This window comes from Proteus sp. TJ1640, from assembly GCF_003144445.1.
GTDB classification, from domain to species: Bacteria; Pseudomonadota; Gammaproteobacteria; order Enterobacterales; family Enterobacteriaceae; genus Proteus; species Proteus penneri.
The window spans coordinates 1-18,134 of the sequence record NZ_PENY01000044.1 but is presented as its reverse complement, the minus strand read 5'-3'; the positions used below and the strand labels follow the sequence as shown (position 1 = coordinate 18,134).

The window sequence follows — 18,134 nt, the reverse complement described above, 5'->3', positions numbered from 1 at the left end:
TTTGAAATATAATAAATAATTTGTTGCCTTTCGAAAATAATATGTTATCTTCTGCACCAAGTCATTGGGGAGTAGCCTGTCTTAAAATAAAAAACATTATTTTAAGAAGTCTGTATCAACATACTCGCTTATTTTTATTTAGCGTGGTACAGATGCCGTAATACGGTTGGCAAGACCATAGACACATAATTGCACTTCTTTGGTTGGGGGTCAATTGTGTGTATATGGAAATACCCCAACCGAGGCTTTATTATGAGTTTCTACGCTACTATCATTCTCGCCCTAGCCCTTTCTATGGACGCATTTGCTGTCGCTGTCTGTAAAGGTGCCACATTACACAAACCCCGTTTTCGCGAAGCGCTCCGCACTGGATTTATATTTGGTATTATTGAAGCCAGCACACCTGTTATTGGTTGGGCATTAGGTTTATATACTAGCCAATATATTATTCAATGGGATCACTGGGTTGCCTTTGGATTACTGTTTGTTCTTGGTAGCCGGATGATTTACCAGAGCTTAAAACGTGGTGATGACTGTCCTTGTGAAGAAGATGCTCCACAACGTCACGGCTCACTATCTTTAATCGCAACAGGTATTGCAACAAGCCTTGATGCAATGGCAATTGGTGTCGGTTTAGCATTCCTTCAAGTCAATATTGTTCATACCGCAATGACAATTGGTATGATGACAATGATCATGGCAACTCTGGGTATGTTAATTGGCCGTTATATTGGGCCAGTACTTGGAAAAAAAGCAGAAATTATTGGCGGGATTGTATTAATTGCTATCGGCTTTAATATTGTATTTGAACACTTAGAATTATTTATGTACGCTAAATAATCGCTAATAAATCATATTAAAAAGCTTAGGTTTGAAATATCACGACCTAAGCTTTTTTATTAACTTAACAAAATACTTTTATTTCACGTTATTAAGCATGACGTTGATAGACTCGAATTAAAAAGTCTGTTTCACATTCAAAGTCTTTACTTTCCGCTAATGCCTGTTTTACTTCTTCACTTGCACGCCATGCAAACGGTGTCATTTGTAATAAATCAAAAGCCTGCTTACCGTTTAAATTCATCATATAAGCAACTTGATGTTCAGACACTTTATTAAATCCATCGAATTGTTCTTCTTTTAATGGATGAAGATGTACTTCTGAATAAATCAGTGATTTTAACTGATAGAGATGACGTGGCGCTGGCGTAACAGTAATAATATAACCATTGTGAACAATAACTCTTGCTAATTCATCACTATTACAAGGGGCGTAAATACGCACAACTGCATTTAAAGAAGCATCACAAAAAGGTAAACGTTGACTTGAGGCTACACAAAAATGAATTGATGAATAACGTTTAGCTGCATATTTAATCGCAACCTTTGAAACATCTAAGCCATACACTTGTGGGTTATGTAATTTTAAGTTTTGATAAAACTGATGAGTATAATAACCTTCACCACACCCAATATCCAATATAACACTGTTATCTTCAGGCAATAATATTTGTATTAATTCAGCCACTTTATCTCGCATTGGCTGGTAAAAACCCGCATCTAAAAACGTACGGCGTGCGTTTATCATTTCTGCACTATCGCCGGGCTCTTTTGAGCGTTTAAATTGCACTGGCAATAAATTGACATACCCTTCTTTAGCACAATCAAATTGATGATTATTTTCACAGATCCAACTGTGGGCTTGAAGAGAGAGAGCCTGATAACATAATGGACATTGATAAGACATAGTAATATTTTTGTATAACTCAGAGTAGAATAGGGAGAGATAATAACATACCTCTCCTAATCTTGCGGAAAACCTGACTATTTATTTTTAATTTTAAGTCATGCTTTCCATAATAAGTAGCTTAATAATTACAACTTATAGACGGATCAAGTACGTTTTAGTTTTTCAGTATTCGCGATAAATAACGCAATAACTAACAACAATATTGCACCTGATTGTATTAGCGTATCAACCGAATTTTTATGCTCTACAATAATTAAACGCACTATTGCCGTTATTCCAATATAAATAAAATATCTAAGGGGAAAATGCCCGCCAGATAAAAAATACTTAACAATAAGCGCAATAAACTCAAAATAAAGAAAGTAGATCAAAATACCTTCTAATAATTGATAAGACGACTCTTCTGCGCCTAAATTAAATAATAATGAAGCAATTACATACGTTTCTTTGATAAGAAAACTGACTAATACAATCGCTAAAATAAGTAATCCAATATTAAGCACCCACTGTAATATAGTGGCAATGCATTTCAGTAATTCTTCGCTTGATTTTTTCATATAAACTATAACCTAGTGGGATCATTCCGTGATATGTAACAATAATAAAAGGTCAATTAAACAATTTTAATGGATTTACACATTTACCACACCATTTTTTTATCTTTTAGAGCTCAAAAACCAAAAATAATGATGCGGTAATCGCAATATTTACTTTTAAATTTCAACTTGTAAGCTGATTTACCTATACTTAACTTCAGGGCTAATATATTAAAAAGGCACACTATGGCTAACAAATACCTCGTTGCAATTGATTTATTAGAAGATAGCAGAATTCAGCGCATGATCGAAGATATTCACTTCCTAGCTAGAAAACCAGAAAATTATTTCCATTTCATTACAGTGATGCCCAACTTGCGTTCTTTAGAAACTTATGGACTTAATTGTGATAGCCCGTCAGTTATTGAAAAAAAGCAGCAAGCTTTAGTTTTATTAACAGAAAAATTAGAACAATGTGTGACACAGCAATTCAACTTACCCAAAGAACAATACCAATGCCATGCCGTTATTGGTACACCTAATTATAATATTCTAGAATTAGCAGAAAAAATTGATGCAGATACCATTATTATAGGTTCAAGCTCACGTAACCAACGCAATATATTACTGGGTTCGACAGCGGATTATATTGTAAACAACACGTCACGCTCAGTAATGGTTATTCGTAAGTAAAATGACTAATACACTTTCCTTTTGGCAATAAAATTAGGTGATTTATTGCCAATAAATATTCTGCTATTCTTTTCGTTATAAATAGCACTAAATGCACCTTAATTTTTTCATTTTAAATAGTTAACTTGCTAGAATACAGATCAAAAAACAAAAAAATCATCTCTTTTTTATCGCAATTTCTGCTTTTACCCTAAATTTAATTTCAATAAATTTTTTCATTCTCTATCTTCTAATATCTTAAATGAGATACTTATGAATCAAGATCTAAAACAGAAAATCTGTACATTTGAAGAAGGCTCTCCTGATGAAAATCCATGGATAAATGGAAAGCCAACACCTTGTGTAATAAAGATTGAGCCATATAATAAATTATGGGTAATATTATATAATCAACAAAAAGAAAATATTATCCAAAAATTAAAAGGTAAATGTTTAGCTATTGAGCATATTGGGTCAACAGCAGTACCTGAATTAAGTGCAAAACCGATCATTGATATTGACTTAATTGTTGCTGACCCTGCCGATGAACCAAGCTATATTCCTGAGTTAAATCAGTTAGGCTATAAACTTACAGTAAGAGAGCCTTCGTGGTATCAACATCGTATGCTAAAACTAGAAACACCTAATGTGAATCTACATGTCTTTGCACCTAATTGCCCTGAACACCTTAGACATATTTTATTTAGAGATTGGTTAATTAACCATAAAGAAGATAGAGAATTATATATAGATGCAAAACTCAGCGCCAAAGAAGATGTTGAAAATGTACATCAATATAATCAGAAAAAAGATCACATTGTAAAAGCCATTTATCAGCGAATTTTTAATTCACTTTGAGTAACCTATTCTCTTTTTTATTTCGTATCCTCATACTATTTCTAAAATGAGGATAAAAATTTTACTATTAATTTTTATTCAAAAGATAACGATTGTCCTGTATTGAAATCTTTAGCGTTAAGATATTTTCGCCCTAATACCCCCGTACAATGACATCCATACACATCAATATTTTTATCTATAGCTTTTTTAGCTCGTTGTAATGCTGATGGTGTTGCACAACGCAAATGTAGGCCCCCCACAATTGCTTGAATTTGATTATTTCCTGTTATTTTTTTCGCATGTTCAACTATAGATTCAATACCCGAATGGCTACAACCAGTAATAATTACTAGACCTTTTTTTCCTTGCCAAACAAGAAAACTATCATCAAGAACGAAATCATCTTCTTCACCTGATCCATGAATAATAACACCATAGCGTTTATTCACTTGACGTTGAGTCACTTGTCCCGAATAGATAAAATTTTCCTCAATAACTAAGGGTGCTTGTGTTAATTCAAAAGAAAACTGTGCTTCGAGTTTTGCACGATCAAATAAAGGCGCTAACCGTTTAAATTTAATATTTTTATTACCTAGAAAAAAGGCTGAATAACGAACAGAAAATAAATGAGGATGAGCGATAATACGCGGTTTATGAGTAAAAAAATTTGCTTGCAAGTGTGTAAGCCCACCAAAATGATCATAATGTCCATGGGACACAACAATCGTTTTCAATGTGGTTAAATCAATACCCATTTTTTTTGCATTTGAAATAAAGGTAAGGTCTTTTCCAGTATCAAAGAGAATTTTCGCTTGGCACTCATCATCTTCTAACAATAATGATAAGCCAGAATAGTGATTAAGCGCTGGATTGACTGATTTATTTTCTAGTAATGCAGTGATGGTTAACATGAGTTTTGATGAGTATCGTTATTAGAAGATGGCTTATAGTAATTAAAAAAAGGAAGTGTTCCAAATATAAAAACCATTGATTTGTGTGATCCTCACTATTTCATTACACAACCGCTGTTATATTAAAATCAAATATAACAGCGGTATAGTTATAAATTGCAGTGAATCTTATGCAACTATACAGTCAGCTAAGTCTTATCTCACCACCATAACAGAGCGTTTAGCGTAGCGTGTAATATCAGCAGCGGTTGAACCGATATGATAAGAATCATCTTCTGGATTATGAGAGCCAATTACGATTAAATCTGCGTTTACTTCATCTGCAACCTGCAATATGGCATCTCGTGGTGTTCCTATGCAAATATGTGTTTGCATTCTATCGTCCGGCAAATCAAAACGCTCAATTATTTTTGTAAGCTCTTTTTCTGCTGACGCTTTTAAGCATCCTTGATCTAATTGATCACCATTCATAACAAGTCGATAATAAGAAGATTGTGGAAGTTTTGGGAGTACATACAAAAAATGAACATAAGGATCTTCATTTTTTGCAATATCTTCCACTAACGGAATTGCTTTGTTCATCAGGTTATCTTCATCAATATCAATGGGAACCAAAATATTCTTATACATACCGCCTCCTTTTATTTTAATTGTAGGATAGTGTATTTTTAAAAAATTACCGGATGTAGTTAACATATTTTAAAAATATTTTATCACACATAGATAACTCTTATTTCTAACTCAGTAAATAACAAAAAATACACTTATTAAATTAATAATTGAGACTGTAAGTCGATAATGGATATATAAATCTATATCCTTATTTTGAATTATACCTTTTTATAAACTCATTGTTTTATCAGTAATAAAAAATTCAAAAAAAGCCTTATTAAATTAAATAAGGCTTTTCTCTTTCATTACACGATGAATACTTTATTTTTGAATATTCTTTTTCTGTTTGTTCTTTTTAACATATTGATAGCCTATTGCTAATGCAATAAACCACAATGGTGTCACACTTAACGCTTGGCGAGTATCATGTTCGAAAGCTAATAACACTGTCATAAAAGCAAAGAAAGCAAGGCATAACCATGACATCAGAATACCTAATGGCATTTTATAAATAGATTTTTCATGTAACTGTGGCCGTTTTTTACGATACGCTAAATAAGAGCATAAAATCATACTCCAAATAAACATAAATAATAACGCCGACACGGTTGTTACCAGGGTAAATACATGCATAACATCGGGAATAAAGTAGATTAATATAATTCCACATGACAGACATAAACTAGTAAATAACAGCCCATTGGCAGGTACAGCCCGTTTAGATAATTGGCTAAACTGCTTTGGTGCTTCGCCCTCTTTTGATAAACCGAATAACATACGACTTGTGGAAAATATTCCACTATTAGCAGAAGAGGCTGCAGCCGTTAATACGACAAAGTTTACTAAACTTGCCGCTGCGGGTATCCCTATCATGACAAATAACTCAACAAATGGGCTTTTATCAGCCAAAATTGAGCGCCATGGCGTCACCGACATAATAATTGCTAAGGCCAATACGTAAAAAGTAATAATACGAATAGGAATAGCATTAATCGCTTTCGGCAATGATTTTTCCGGATTACGTGTTTCAGCCGCAGCGGTTCCTACTAATTCTATTCCGACAAAAGCAAAAATAGCGATTTGGAAGCCCGCAAAAAAACCACTTAGCCCTTTAGGAAACATTCCCCCATCATTCCAGATATTCTCTAATGCCGCGGTATGTCCCGCGGGAGATTCAAATCCAATACTGATAAGAACAATCCCCACAATGATCAAAGAAACAATCGCTGTTATTTTTATCATGGAGAACCAAAATTCCATTTCACCAAACAGTTTTACTGTCGCTAAGTTCAAAATAAGCAGTGTCAGCACACAAATAAAGGATGTTCCCCATTCAGGAAAATTAGGCGCCCAATAACTAATATAAGACGTTATGGCAACAATATCGGCAATACCTGTAATAACCCAACAAAACCAATAAGTCCAACCGACAAAAAAACCAGCCCACGGTCCTAATAAATCACCAGCAAAATCACTAAATGACTTATATTCTAAATTTGATAATAACAGCTCGCCCATAGCTCTCATCACAAAGAACAAGACAAAGCCAATTATCATATACACAAAAATAATTGATGGCCCAGCTAACGAAATGGTTTTCCCTGATCCCATAAATAGACCAGTACCTATAGCTCCACCAATAGCAATTAATTGAATATGACGATTTGTTAATCCGCGCTGTAGAGTGGCATTTTTCACTCTAACAGGAGGAGAAATTTCTGTTTGATCTTCCATACAATACCTGAAGTGTTTTCATATTTTTGATGTTGTTTTCACCGCTATTTTATTTTTTAACGCGGTAATATGTTTGCGAAATTATTGTGACACAAATCTCAGTATAAGTAATGAAAAGATCACTTTTAGTAAAATGAATGATGCTTTGATAACCAGATAAGATCCTTTCTTTAATTTATTTGGCGATATTTTATCCATTTGAAAAAAAATCGAAATAAGCACTTGACCATCACATTTTAGAGGAGAATAATCAGCGCATCGGGTTGTTAGCTCAGTCGGTAGAGCAGTTGACTCTTAATCAATTGGTCGGGAGTTCGAGCCTCCCACAACCCACCAAATTTACGCTGAGTAATCAGGCAGATAGGCCACTTACAGATAAGTGGCTTTTTTGTATCTGGAAGAAAGTGGCGACAAAATGGCGACATTATCTTAAGCTAAAAACTCAAAATAATACGCCAATTAATAAAAACAGCATCTACTTATATTTCCTTTCATTTTTATAATTGGTGAGATCAACCAAAACAAACAATTAGTCTAATTTAATTAGATAATCCAATATAAACCACAAGCAAACTTACTTTATCTCTTTCTTATCTTTAAATTCTCTGCCAAAATCATCAATCAAAATGTAGCTAATGGTATTTATTTTACTATCCACTAAGTCGATCTTCTATTTGATAAATGGTATTTTAAGTAATGGTATTTTTCCAATTGTTATTATGCTTTTAAGTTACCATTTATATATTTCTTTAATCTAAACGTAAAACACTCTCAAACTTATTCAGGTTCTCTTTACTGAAAATAATAGAAATAAAAAGTATGTTGCTTACTTTTTTTAATGATATTTCATAATCTCCTACTGGGAGAAAAATAATTTCTCCTGCGCGATATTGTGGATCACCTGGCTCTGAATCACCGCCAGTTGTATCTTCTCCAGCACCAATAAAAACTTCACCTGATGGACAGTTTATATTTATTCTTACATCTGGATCTTCAATTTTATCGCATAGATTAATAGTGTAAAAACCATCATTACCTAAACCAATAAATGCAATATTGCCTTTATTCATCTCATCTAACTCATCATCAGGTATGCTCCACCAATCTGCTGTATCTGATTTTCTATGTTGGATCGCTTGTAAATCAAAAATAGCCAGAGTTGCCGTATCAGTCATAAAAGAAAATGCGTTTGACATATTAATGCTCCAAAAAACAGTTTTGATCGTACCAAAATATTTTTCTTCCCTTTATATATTGGATAATTATATAGGATTTTATCTATACTATTTTGCAAACCAATTACTTATACTAGACTTATATTTTATGCACTACTTATACTCTAAATAATTTGCAACAACTTGAATATATGCAAACAAATACTCTAAATAATCCAAGTTATAGCTAGGCTACAATGCTGTGGCTTGAAATATGACGAATATATACATGGACGATCTTATGAAATTACAACGACTCCTTATCCCTCTTTCCCTTTATGCGATTTTCTCATCACCAGCAATCGCTGCTTCAACTCAATGTACAAATACTGAAAAGCAAACCAATATTGCCAATAGCGACATTATATTGCTCAGCTCTTATAACGGCCCAGTGAAATCCGTCACGATGACCAGCACGATACCCCATGACGGACGTTTTAAAGCACTAAAAGGTGAAATCCACTTTGATGAATGTGGAAAGTTATTGAAAAATAGCACATCAATGCAAGAGTACTTTGAAGGCAATGTAGAAACTAATTTAATAAGAACATTGCCTAATAACCCTTCTGTTATCCGATATCAATTTCAGATAAAGAATGCCTATGGCTCACACTCTATCTACATGCAAGAAACCTATCATCAAGATAAACAGAACCGGTTCAACAAAAGAGTAATCCAATATTACGGAAATGATGGCACTTTATTAGATACAGTCACTAGCCAATTCGACTATAAAGATGGACGCATTATTAAAGAAACGAGCGAATCGTCTGATCCTACAACTAAGCCTATCACAACAGAGTACACCTATAGCCCTCAAGGAAAACTACAATCCGTAATAGAGGACGGCAAAATAAATGTAGAATACCAGTATGATCTAGACGGAAAAGTTGTTACTCAATCAAACTATATCAAAGGCATTAATGGAGAGGATAAAGCCTTTATCACCACCTGCCTTGAATGGGACAAATTTGCTAACTGTTCAAAAGAGGAACTTGAAAGTACGATTACATTTAATGATAAAGTCATTAATTTCAGTAAAGCCATGCTTCATAACGAGTTTATTTATTACGAATAATGTTTACATTATATCTTTTGTATCTAATTTAAATTAACAATAAAGGCCACCTCATTAAATAAGGTAGCCTTTGATTTATCTAATTTTATTATGTATTACGATATTGAGTCTCAGCTTCTTCAAAGCGTTGTTGATTCTCTTTGTTTGGTTCTTTCCCCATTAAACTAATGACAACAATAGCAATAGAAGCAAAAATAAAGCCGGGAATAATTTCATATAACCCAAACCATTTATATTGCATCCACACTAACACGGTTAAAGCCCCTATCAACATTCCGGCAAATGCACCATTACGAGTCATACGTTTCCACATTACAGAAATGAGGATCACAGGACCAAAAGCAGCACCAAAACCTGCCCACGCATTACTCACTAAATCAAGCACCTTATTGTTTGGGTCACGCGCTAAGAAAATTGCGATGATCGCAACTAATAACACCATGCCACGCCCTACCCAAACTAGCTCTTTTTGGCTCGCACTTTTACGAATAAATGGTTTGTATAAATCTTCAGTTAATGCACTTGCGCAGACTAATAATTGACAGCTTAATGTACTCATGACCGCTGCTAGAATTGCAGACAAAAGAATACCAGCAATCCATGGATTAAAGAGCAGTGAAGCCAGCTCCATAAAAATACGTTCATTTTTAGCTGTTACAGCACCCGCTTGTGCTGGATTCATTTCAAAGTAAGCAATACCAAAGAATCCAACTGCAACCGTGCCGCCCAAACAGAGGATCATCCACGTCATACCGATACGACGTGCTTTACGAATTGTTTGATTTGAATCTGCTGCCATAAAACGCGCTAAGATATGAGGTTGCCCAAAGTAACCTAACCCCCACGCCAATAAAGAGATAATAGCAATAAAATCAAGACCTTTGAACATATCAAGATAAGACGGATCTTTTGCTTTAATAATGGCAATAGAAGTATCAATGCCGCCGACTGAGAAAATTACAATAATAGGTGTCAGGATCAGAGCAAAAATCATTAACGTTGCTTGGACTGTATCTGTCCAACTTACAGCAAGAAAGCCACCTAAAAAGGTATATGCGATAGTTGCAATCGCACCATAAATCATAGCTTCGTGGTAAGGGATATGGAACGTAGATTCAAACAGCATTCCACCAGCAACCACACCTGAAGCACAATAGATAGTAAAGAAGGTAAGAATAACTAACGCTGAAATAATACGTAGCATTTTACTTTTATCATCAAAACGTGATGTCAAATAATCGGGTAACGTCAATGCATTATTGTTTTTTTCAGTTTGCAAACGCAAACGCCCCGCAACTAAACGCCAGTTTAGCCATGCACCTAAACAGAGTCCAATAGCTATCCAACTTTCTGAAATACCAGCAAAAAATACCACGCCAGGTAATCCCATTAATAACCAACCACTCATATCTGAAGCACCCGCTGACAGCGCAGTAACTACACTGCCCAATCGCCGACCGCCAAGAATATAATCATCAAAGTTTTTTGTTGAACGATAAGCAAGGTAGCCAATAAAAAGCATACCCAAGATATAGATCGTAAATGTAATTAGCATTGGCGAAGTTAGAGCCATAATTGCAGTTCTCCATAAATCTGTTTCCGATCATCGGTATGCTTTTGACTTGTACAGGAACGTTGCACTTAGTTGCGCATTAATGATCTTTTCAGTTTTTAATTAAAATAATTTCTTACAGCAACAGATAAAGCATTCACATCAATCCTAGAATAGGTTAACTGCATTTAACAAGAAATTAACGTTTAAATGTTTAAATTTTGTATATGACCTCACACTATTTATCTTAATTAGAGGGTTCATTATAAATACAAACATCAATAAAATAAATATAATTTATTGATTTATATATGAATATATATAAAAGGATAAATTAAACTATTTTTAATCATGTACAAAACCTGACTACTTTCACATTATTTATAAATAAACTGTTAACAATGTTGCACAAAGTTGCAACATGAATGATATTAATAAAAATAACGGGTAACTGTACTTGTGAATTAGAAATAGAATATGAGGAGCACTGCATGAGTAGCACAACAATGGGTGTTAGACTTGACGAAGAAACCCGCAATAGATTAAAAAAAGCTGCGCAGAAATTAGATAGAACATCACATTGGTTAATTAAACAGGCTATTTTCAATTATCTAGAACAAGTTGAAAATGATCAGGTTAGTCTTGGTAACTCAACATTTGTAGAGCAAGACATTGATGAAAGCATTGAAACGCCAACCGCTCATTATCAGCCCTTCTTAGAGTTTGCTGAACATATTCACCCGCAGTCTGTTTTACGCTCAGCAATTACTTCTGCATATCGCACACCTGAAACACAAGCTGTACCAATGCTATTGCAGCAAGCGACATTACCTGAAAATGAGGCTCAAGCAACACACAAATTAGCCTATTCCATTGCCGAAAAACTACGTAACCAGAAAAATGGTGTTGGACGCTCCGGGTTGGTTCAAGGTCTATTACAGGAATTTTCACTTTCTTCACAAGAAGGTGTTGCCCTAATGTGTTTAGCTGAAGCTTTATTGCGTATTCCAGATAAAGCCACGCGTGATGCCCTTATTCGTGACAAAATTAGTCATGGTAATTGGCGCTCACACTTAGGACAAAGTCAATCGATGTTTGTGAATGCAGCGACATGGGGCTTATTATTCACGGGTAAATTAGTTTCTACTCATAATGAAGAAAAACTCTCTAACTCTTTAAATCGCATCTTGACCAAAAGTGGTGAGCCATTAGTGCGCAAAGGCGTTGATATGGCCATGCGTTTAATGGGTGAGCAATTTGTGACAGGTGAAACTATTTCTCAAGCACTTGCAAATGCACGCAAACTTGAAGAAAAAGGCTTTAGCTACTCTTATGACATGTTAGGAGAAGCGGCATTAACAGAAAAAGACGCGCAAGATTATTTAGTTTCTTATCAGCAAGCCATCCACGCAATTGGTAAAGCATCTAATGGTAGAGGTATTTATGAAGGCCCTGGAATATCTATCAAGCTTTCAGCATTACATCCTCGTTATAGCCGTGCTCAATATGAGCGAGTGATGTCAGAGCTTTACCCTCGCCTACTCTCATTAACATTACAAGCAAAGCAATACGATATCGGGATTAATATTGATGCAGAAGAAGCGGATAGACTAGAAATTTCACTCGACCTACTTGAAAAACTCTGCTTTGAACCTGAATTAGCAGGCTGGAATGGAATTGGTTTTGTTATTCAAGCTTACCAAAAACGTTGTCCATTAGTTATTGATTATGTCATTGATTTGGCACGCCGTAGTCGTCGTCGCTTAATGATCCGTTTAGTAAAAGGCGCCTATTGGGATAGCGAAGTCAAACGCGCTCAAATTGATGGTCTTGAAGACTATCCTGTCTATACTCGCAAAGTGTATACCGATGTCTCTTATCTTGCTTGTGCGAAAAAACTACTCGCATCACCTAATTTTATTTACCCACAATTCGCCACGCATAATGCGCACACACTATCAGCAATTTATCATTTAGCGGGTCAAAACTATTACCCCGGACAATATGAATTCCAGTGTTTACACGGTATGGGAGAGCCACTTTATGCACAAGTTGTAGGAAAAATAGCAGACAATAAATTAGGTCGTCCTTGTCGTATTTATGCACCAGTAGGAACACATGAAACATTACTTGCCTATTTAGTCCGTCGCCTACTTGAAAATGGTGCCAATACCTCCTTTGTAAACCGAATTGCGGATACCACAATTTCTCTTGATGAATTAGTGGCTGATCCGGTTAAAGAAGTGAATAGAATGGCTCAAGTCGAAGGCCAAGTTGGACTTTCACATCCTAAAATTCCGCTTCCTAATCAACTGTATGGTGATGAGCGTAAAAACTCACCCGGTATTGATATGTCAAACGAACATCGCTTGGCATCGCTTTCTAGTGCTTTATTAACATCAGCAACTGAAAATATACATTGCGAACCTTTATTAGGTGATACGTTTAACTCTTCAGAAAAAACACCAGAACCTCAATCTGTATTAAACCCAGCCAATCATACGGATATTGTAGGTACAGTAAGAGAAGCGACCGAAGCAGAGGCAGATTTTGCTTTAACCATTGCTCAAGAAAAAGGCGAGATCTGGTTTGCAACACCACCAGCAGAAAGAGCCTCGTTCTTGATCCGTACAGCGGAATTAATGGAACAGCAAATGGGGCCACTTATGGGAATATTAGTGCGTGAAGCGGGCAAAACTTACAGCAATGCCATTGCGGAAGTTCGTGAAGCCATTGATTTTCTCTATTATTATGCAGCACAAGTGACTCAGGATTTTGATAACAATACACATCGACCTTTAGGGCCTGTGGTTTGTATCAGCCCGTGGAATTTCCCATTAGCAATATTCAGTGGACAAATTGCGGCAGCTTTAGCCGCTGGTAATACGGTTCTTGCAAAACCCGCAGAGCAGACACCTTTAATTGCATCAAAAGCCGTTGAGCTTTTCCATCAAGCAGGAGTTCCTTCTTTTGCTCTACAACTGCTACCAGGGCAAGGTGAAACCATTGGTGCTCGTTTAGTGGCTGATGAGCGTGTTCGTGGCGTGATGTTTACAGGCTCGACAGATGTTGCACATATTTTACAAAAAACCTTAGCGGGTCGATTAGATAGCGAAGGTCACCCGGTGCCTTTAATTGCAGAAACGGGTGGCTTAAATGCCATGATTGTGGATTCATCTGCATTAACAGAACAAGTGGTGACTGATATTATGGCATCCGCTTACGATAGCGCGGGGCAACGTTGCTCGGCTTTACGTCTGTTATGTATTCAAGAAGAAGTGGCCGATCATACTATCGAGATGCTTAAAGGTGCGATGGCGCAATCTACAATTGGTGATCCAAGTTTGCTATCCACTGATATTGGCCCTGTTATCGATAAAGAAGCAAAATCAGCCATAGAGAAACATATTCAATCTATGCGCACAACAGGCTACGATATTTATCAAGCTTCACACAATAACCTGCCAAAACACATTGAAAATAACAGTACCTTTATTCAACCAACTTTAATTGAGTTAGATAAAGTCAGTTCATTGAAGAAAGAAATCTTTGGTCCTGTATTACATGTTGTGCGTTATGCAAGCAAAGATTTACCTGCTTTGCTAGAAGAGATTAATGCGACAGGTTATGGCTTAACAATGTGCGTTCATACGCGTATTGATGAAACTATTGCTTATGTTGCATCACATGCCAAAGTGGGGAATTTATACGTAAACCGTAATATGGTTGGTGCAGTTGTCGGTGTTCAACCCTTTGGTGGTGAAGGATTATCCGGTACAGGCCCGAAAGCTGGTGGTCCTGTTTATCTGTACCGCTTATTATCCAAACGCCCTGAAAATGCAGCAACACAAACACTAGCGCGTCAAGATGAAACATTCCCGCTTGATACTTCTATGCGTAATTTACAAACTTACCATAAGTATATGGAATGGTTATCAAACAAAACAGATAAATCACACTATGAAGCCTTAGAAAAATATGCCCTTGCATCCCAAGCAGGCACATTACGTGTATTACCGGGTCCTACTGGTGAGCGTAATACTTACCAATTAGTTCCTTGCGGTAATGTGCTTTGTATTTCCGATAGCGAGCAAGATGTGTTCACTCAAATTGCGGCTGTTCTTGCTTCTGGTTGTCATGCCGTTGTCGTTAATAGTCTATTCTCACAAAAAACATATCGTGAATTGCCTGATATTGTCAGAAAAGCCATTACATTGACGGAAAACTGGCATGATGAGTCACTGAAAATAAATGCTGTGATTTACCATGGTGATGGCGATCAATTACGTGAAACTTGCCAGAAAATTGCTCAACGTAAAGGAGCTATAATTTCTGTTCAAGGGTTTTCTCGTGGTGAGACGGGTCTCTTGTTAGAACGTTTATTACATGAAAGAGCCGTAAGCATTAATACAGCAGCAGCGGGAGGCAATGCAAGCTTAATGACGATTAGTTAATTCCCCCTTCTCTTTCTCTCCTTGTCTTTGAGACCACCTTTAAAGTTTGTTTTCTTAGAGGTGGTTTTTTCTTTTGTTACTCTATTATTTCTAAAGAGATAGTCAAAAGTGTTATTTTTTTGGAAGAACAACAGAAAGGTAAATAAAGTATGATTAGATTATAAACAACAAAGAAAGGAGTAGGCTAGGCTACTCCTTTTAAGGTCTCTCTTGAGCGCAATTAGTGACTGCTATTCATCGATGGTGGCTCTTGACACCAATCGAGATATTGCTCGTACTTACGTAGCGCAATATTGTAGTTACTAAATGCAGAGGGAGTGAGCTTTTTACTCAGGTCTGACTGAATTTTCTCTGTCGTAAATTCTTGACGAGGAAAATTAGTTGAAGTCAGTAATTCATCGAGCCGACGTAAACGAACCACATACTCACGAACAGTACTGTGGCTCATCTCCGTTTGTTCAAACAAATACTGCTTAAAAGACATAATGTCAAAGTAGTCAGTTTCACTATTACAGTAAATCTCACTACAAAAACGGCATAGCGCAGAGAATTTCTCTTGTAACGTTTCCCACGTTTCATCATCAATTAAATCCGTCATTTCAGAAATGGCTTCTTTATTGATAACTTGGCGATTGAATACGAGAGAGATCCGATCCAACGCCTTGTGGCAATGTAGACAATGAGTCTGGCTGTGTTTATAGTCTTTAATGTAACGGCTTAGCGGCCGTTTCTTTTGTGTTGAAACAGACATAAGAGATAAAGCCCTGTGTTGTAGTCTTAATAAACAAAAACAAAAATAAGCAAAACTTCTATTTCTCTGGGTTTAAGCGTGCTCGCAACCTTTTTATGGCTTGGCTGTGTAGCTGGCTCACGCGGGATTCCCCGACATTAAGCACTGCGCCTATTTCTTTCAAATTAAGTTCTTCCTGATAATACAGAGTAAGAACCATTTTCTCCCTTTCGGGAAGCAATTCTATCGCGTCTATGACTCTTTGGCGAATATCACTTTCTAACAACATCTGTAATGGATTGTCATCATGATCTTCGTCTTGAGACGGTTCACAGCTTTCACCGTAAATTTCATGCCATTCGTCATAAGAGAACAATTGGCTGTTATTCGTATCCAATAGGATCTGCCGGTATTCTGCTAACTCAATCTGCAAATGATCAGCAACTTCCTGTTCTAATGGTGGTCGTCCTAGATCCTGCTCTAATTGATGAATAGAATGGGTAACTTCTCTTGCATTACGACGCACACTGCGTGGCGCCCAGTCTCGACTGCGTAGCTCATCTAACATTGAGCCACGGATACGTTGAACAGCATAAGTGGTAAAGGCAGCGCCTTGCATTGAGTCATAACGCTCAACGGCGTTTAATAACCCAATCCCACCCGCTTGCAAAAGATCATCCAATTCAACACTCGCAGGTAACTTGACCTGTAATCGTAATGCTTCATGGCGAACCAACGGGACATATCGCTCCCAGAGGCTATTTTTGTCCATCACGCCTTCGGCGGTATACAAATCACTCACAACAAAAGACACCTTTGGATAAAAGACCGGAAACCATTATCTGGCGAAATAAATTTAGCAATCGGCTGAACAGTGAAGCAAAAGCGCCTCTTTTTCACCTATGCCAAATTTTCAGCAAAAATCGGGTTTTCATTGATAATTAATTTGTCATTGCATTACGAGAACTACTTTACCTTAAAAGAGGAGTGACTAATCCTTAGAAAAACCGTTAATTAAATTGATAATTTAGCTCATTAAAAGAAATCGATGCATTGAATCTGCATTCTGTTCATAAAAAAATAACATATAAATCATAGTATTTTATTTTGTGAGATTTTAGCTTCTAATTAGCGAGTTGAAATACTCATAAATGATTAATTAAAAAAACGATTGTTTTGATGATAAAACACCCACTACAAAATAATGTAATGGGTGTCATTTGAGGATTATTTAAGATTGAAATTAACGAAGCAGTGATAATACGTTTTGAGGCATTTGGTTTGCTTGCGCTAATACAGAAGTCCCTGCTTGTTGCAGTATTTGGCCTTTACTCATATTAGACACTTCTGTCGCATAATCAGCATCTTCTATACGGCTACGTGACGCGGTCAGATTATTAACGGTGTTACCTAAGTTAGCAATGGTAGAATCTAAACGGTTTTGCACGGCACCCATGGCACTGCGTAGGCTATCAACTTGAGATAATGCTTTATCTAGTGTTAATAATGGTTGTTCATTAACTATATTTAAACCTGCTACCGCTGTTGTAGTAGCATCAATCTTAGCTTTTTGACCTGTTGTGCCTGCAGTAACCGTTGCGCTAAAATAACCATCAACACCTTTAGCATCAACAGTATGCACAATTAGATTTTTTTTATCATCTTTACCATCAGCACCTTTTGCATAATAAATATTATAGCTTTTAATTGTGCCTTTTGTAACTTTGTCATCTAGCGCTTGAGTATCTAACTGTTGTATTTCTTGTTTAGAACTCATAGCCACTTCCACGTTGGTTGCTTTAGAACCGAGTTTACTTTTTACGGCTAAATCCAATTTATCAATACCCAATGTAGTGGCATCCATTTTTTTCAGATCAACACTGATTTGTTCTTTATCATGCGCGCCCACTTGTAAATTTAATGTACTGTCTTCGCTTAACACTTTTACGCCATTAAATTGAGTCTGTTCTGAAATACGATTAATTTCTGCGGTACGTTGATTCACTTCTTCCTGAATAGATTTAATATCGGTATCTGAATTAGAACCATTT

General features: G+C 36.2%; 15 protein-coding genes, 1 tRNA gene and 1 riboswitch. Of the genes, 6 read left to right on the top strand and 10 right to left on the bottom strand.

Annotated elements, in window-relative coordinates:
* Positions 1-54: 54 nt before the first annotated feature.
* Positions 55-167, top strand: a riboswitch (yybP-ykoY riboswitch).
* 85 nt (positions 168-252) lie between these two features.
* Entirely contained in the window at positions 253-840 is a 588-nt protein-coding gene (mntP, locus tag DK861_RS17410; protein WP_006533102.1) for a manganese efflux pump MntP, read from the top strand.
* 91 nt (positions 841-931) lie between these two features.
* Here mntP and rlmA read toward each other — a convergent pair whose 3' ends face one another.
* Both rlmA and psiE read right to left on the bottom strand, forming a co-directional pair.
* On the bottom strand, positions 932-1,747 hold the full coding sequence (rlmA, locus tag DK861_RS17405) for a 23S rRNA (guanine(745)-N(1))-methyltransferase (RefSeq protein ID WP_109400890.1): 816 nt from the start codon (positions 1,745-1,747) through the stop codon (positions 932-934).
* Between the two features lie 146 nt (positions 1,748-1,893).
* Positions 1,894-2,307, bottom strand: coding sequence for a phosphate-starvation-inducible protein PsiE (gene psiE, locus DK861_RS17400; RefSeq protein ID WP_109395708.1), 414 nt, complete (start codon positions 2,305-2,307; stop codon positions 1,894-1,896).
* Positions 2,308-2,532: 225 nt separating this feature from the next.
* On the opposite strand from psiE, the gene DK861_RS17395 reads away from it, so the two are divergent.
* Both DK861_RS17395 and DK861_RS17390 read left to right on the top strand, forming a co-directional pair.
* Positions 2,533-2,979 carry a universal stress protein gene (locus DK861_RS17395; RefSeq protein WP_006533105.1) on the top strand — a complete coding sequence of 149 codons (447 nt, stop codon included), beginning with the start codon at positions 2,533-2,535 and terminating at the stop codon, positions 2,977-2,979.
* Positions 2,980-3,231: 252 nt separating this feature from the next.
* Positions 3,232-3,816 (top strand): GrpB family protein, encoded by a 585-nt coding sequence (locus DK861_RS17390; protein ID WP_109400889.1) that lies wholly within the window; start codon positions 3,232-3,234, stop codon positions 3,814-3,816.
* A 74-nt stretch (positions 3,817-3,890) separates the two neighbouring features.
* Here the strand turns inward: DK861_RS17390 and DK861_RS17385 are convergent, their stop codons facing one another.
* The 3 genes from DK861_RS17385 to cycA all read right to left on the bottom strand — a co-directional run bounded on the left by DK861_RS17385 (position 3,891) and on the right by cycA (position 7,055).
* Positions 3,891-4,709 (bottom strand): MBL fold metallo-hydrolase, encoded by an 819-nt coding sequence (locus DK861_RS17385; RefSeq protein WP_109400888.1) that lies wholly within the window; start codon positions 4,707-4,709, stop codon positions 3,891-3,893.
* 195 nt (positions 4,710-4,904) lie between these two features.
* A complete protein-coding gene (locus tag DK861_RS17380) occupies positions 4,905-5,339 on the bottom strand; it encodes a universal stress protein (protein ID WP_072063016.1) in 435 nt (144 codons plus the stop codon).
* Between the two features lie 303 nt (positions 5,340-5,642).
* Entirely contained in the window at positions 5,643-7,055 is a 1,413-nt protein-coding gene (gene cycA, locus DK861_RS17375; RefSeq protein WP_109400887.1) for a D-serine/D-alanine/glycine transporter, read from the bottom strand.
* A 260-nt stretch (positions 7,056-7,315) separates the two neighbouring features.
* Between cycA and DK861_RS17370 the strand changes: the two genes are divergently transcribed.
* Positions 7,316-7,391: transfer RNA gene (locus tag DK861_RS17370), tRNA-Lys, on the top strand.
* Positions 7,392-7,804: 413 nt separating this feature from the next.
* On the opposite strand, the gene DK861_RS17365 is transcribed toward DK861_RS17370, so the two are convergent.
* A complete protein-coding gene (locus DK861_RS17365) occupies positions 7,805-8,251 on the bottom strand; it encodes a DUF6386 family protein (protein WP_109400886.1) in 447 nt (148 codons plus the stop codon).
* A gap of 259 nt (positions 8,252-8,510) precedes the next feature.
* Here DK861_RS17365 and DK861_RS17360 point away from each other — a divergent pair, with 259 nt between their 5' ends.
* Positions 8,511-9,347 carry a hypothetical protein gene (locus DK861_RS17360; protein ID WP_162556794.1) on the top strand — a complete coding sequence of 279 codons (837 nt, stop codon included), beginning with the start codon at positions 8,511-8,513 and terminating at the stop codon, positions 9,345-9,347.
* An 88-nt stretch (positions 9,348-9,435) separates the two neighbouring features.
* On the opposite strand, the gene putP is transcribed toward DK861_RS17360, so the two are convergent.
* On the bottom strand, positions 9,436-10,920 hold the full coding sequence (gene putP / locus DK861_RS17355; RefSeq protein ID WP_109400884.1) for a sodium/proline symporter PutP: 1,485 nt from the start codon (positions 10,918-10,920) through the stop codon (positions 9,436-9,438).
* A gap of 470 nt (positions 10,921-11,390) precedes the next feature.
* Between putP and putA the strand changes: the two genes are divergently transcribed.
* A complete protein-coding gene (putA, locus tag DK861_RS17350; protein ID WP_109400883.1) occupies positions 11,391-15,353 on the top strand; it encodes a trifunctional transcriptional regulator/proline dehydrogenase/L-glutamate gamma-semialdehyde dehydrogenase in 3,963 nt (1,320 codons plus the stop codon).
* A gap of 220 nt (positions 15,354-15,573) precedes the next feature.
* Here putA and fliZ read toward each other — a convergent pair whose 3' ends face one another.
* The 3 genes from fliZ to DK861_RS17335 all read right to left on the bottom strand — a co-directional run.
* On the bottom strand, positions 15,574-16,104 hold the full coding sequence (gene fliZ, locus DK861_RS17345) for a flagella biosynthesis regulatory protein FliZ (protein ID WP_006533125.1): 531 nt from the start codon (positions 16,102-16,104) through the stop codon (positions 15,574-15,576).
* 58 nt (positions 16,105-16,162) lie between these two features.
* Complete coding sequence (locus tag DK861_RS17340) at positions 16,163-16,885, bottom strand: RNA polymerase sigma factor FliA (RefSeq protein ID WP_036912728.1); 723 nt, start codon at positions 16,883-16,885, stop codon at positions 16,163-16,165.
* A 441-nt stretch (positions 16,886-17,326) separates the two neighbouring features.
* A partial coding sequence (locus DK861_RS17335) for a flagellin (protein WP_109400882.1) occupies positions 17,327-18,134 on the bottom strand: 808 nt, incomplete at its 5' end.

Coding starts and splice junctions, on each gene's coding strand:
- mntP (WP_006533102.1), top strand. CDS start 253: ATGAGTTTCTACGCTACTATCATTCTCGCCCTAGCCCTTTCTATGGAC.
- rlmA (WP_109400890.1), bottom strand. CDS start 1,747: ATGTCTTATCAATGTCCATTATGTTATCAGGCTCTCTCTCTTCAAGCC.
- psiE (WP_109395708.1), bottom strand. CDS start 2,307: ATGAAAAAATCAAGCGAAGAATTACTGAAATGCATTGCCACTATATTA.
- DK861_RS17395 (WP_006533105.1), top strand. CDS start 2,533: ATGGCTAACAAATACCTCGTTGCAATTGATTTATTAGAAGATAGCAGA.
- DK861_RS17390 (WP_109400889.1), top strand. CDS start 3,232: ATGAATCAAGATCTAAAACAGAAAATCTGTACATTTGAAGAAGGCTCT.
- DK861_RS17385 (WP_109400888.1), bottom strand. CDS start 4,709: ATGTTAACCATCACTGCATTACTAGAAAATAAATCAGTCAATCCAGCG.
- DK861_RS17380 (WP_072063016.1), bottom strand. CDS start 5,339: ATGTATAAGAATATTTTGGTTCCCATTGATATTGATGAAGATAACCTG.
- cycA (WP_109400887.1), bottom strand. CDS start 7,055: ATGGAAGATCAAACAGAAATTTCTCCTCCTGTTAGAGTGAAAAATGCC.
- DK861_RS17365 (WP_109400886.1), bottom strand. CDS start 8,251: ATGTCAAACGCATTTTCTTTTATGACTGATACGGCAACTCTGGCTATT.
- DK861_RS17360 (WP_162556794.1), top strand. CDS start 8,511: ATGAAATTACAACGACTCCTTATCCCTCTTTCCCTTTATGCGATTTTC.
- putP (WP_109400884.1), bottom strand. CDS start 10,920: ATGGCTCTAACTTCGCCAATGCTAATTACATTTACGATCTATATCTTG.
- putA (WP_109400883.1), top strand. CDS start 11,391: ATGAGTAGCACAACAATGGGTGTTAGACTTGACGAAGAAACCCGCAAT.
- fliZ (WP_006533125.1), bottom strand. CDS start 16,104: ATGTCTGTTTCAACACAAAAGAAACGGCCGCTAAGCCGTTACATTAAA.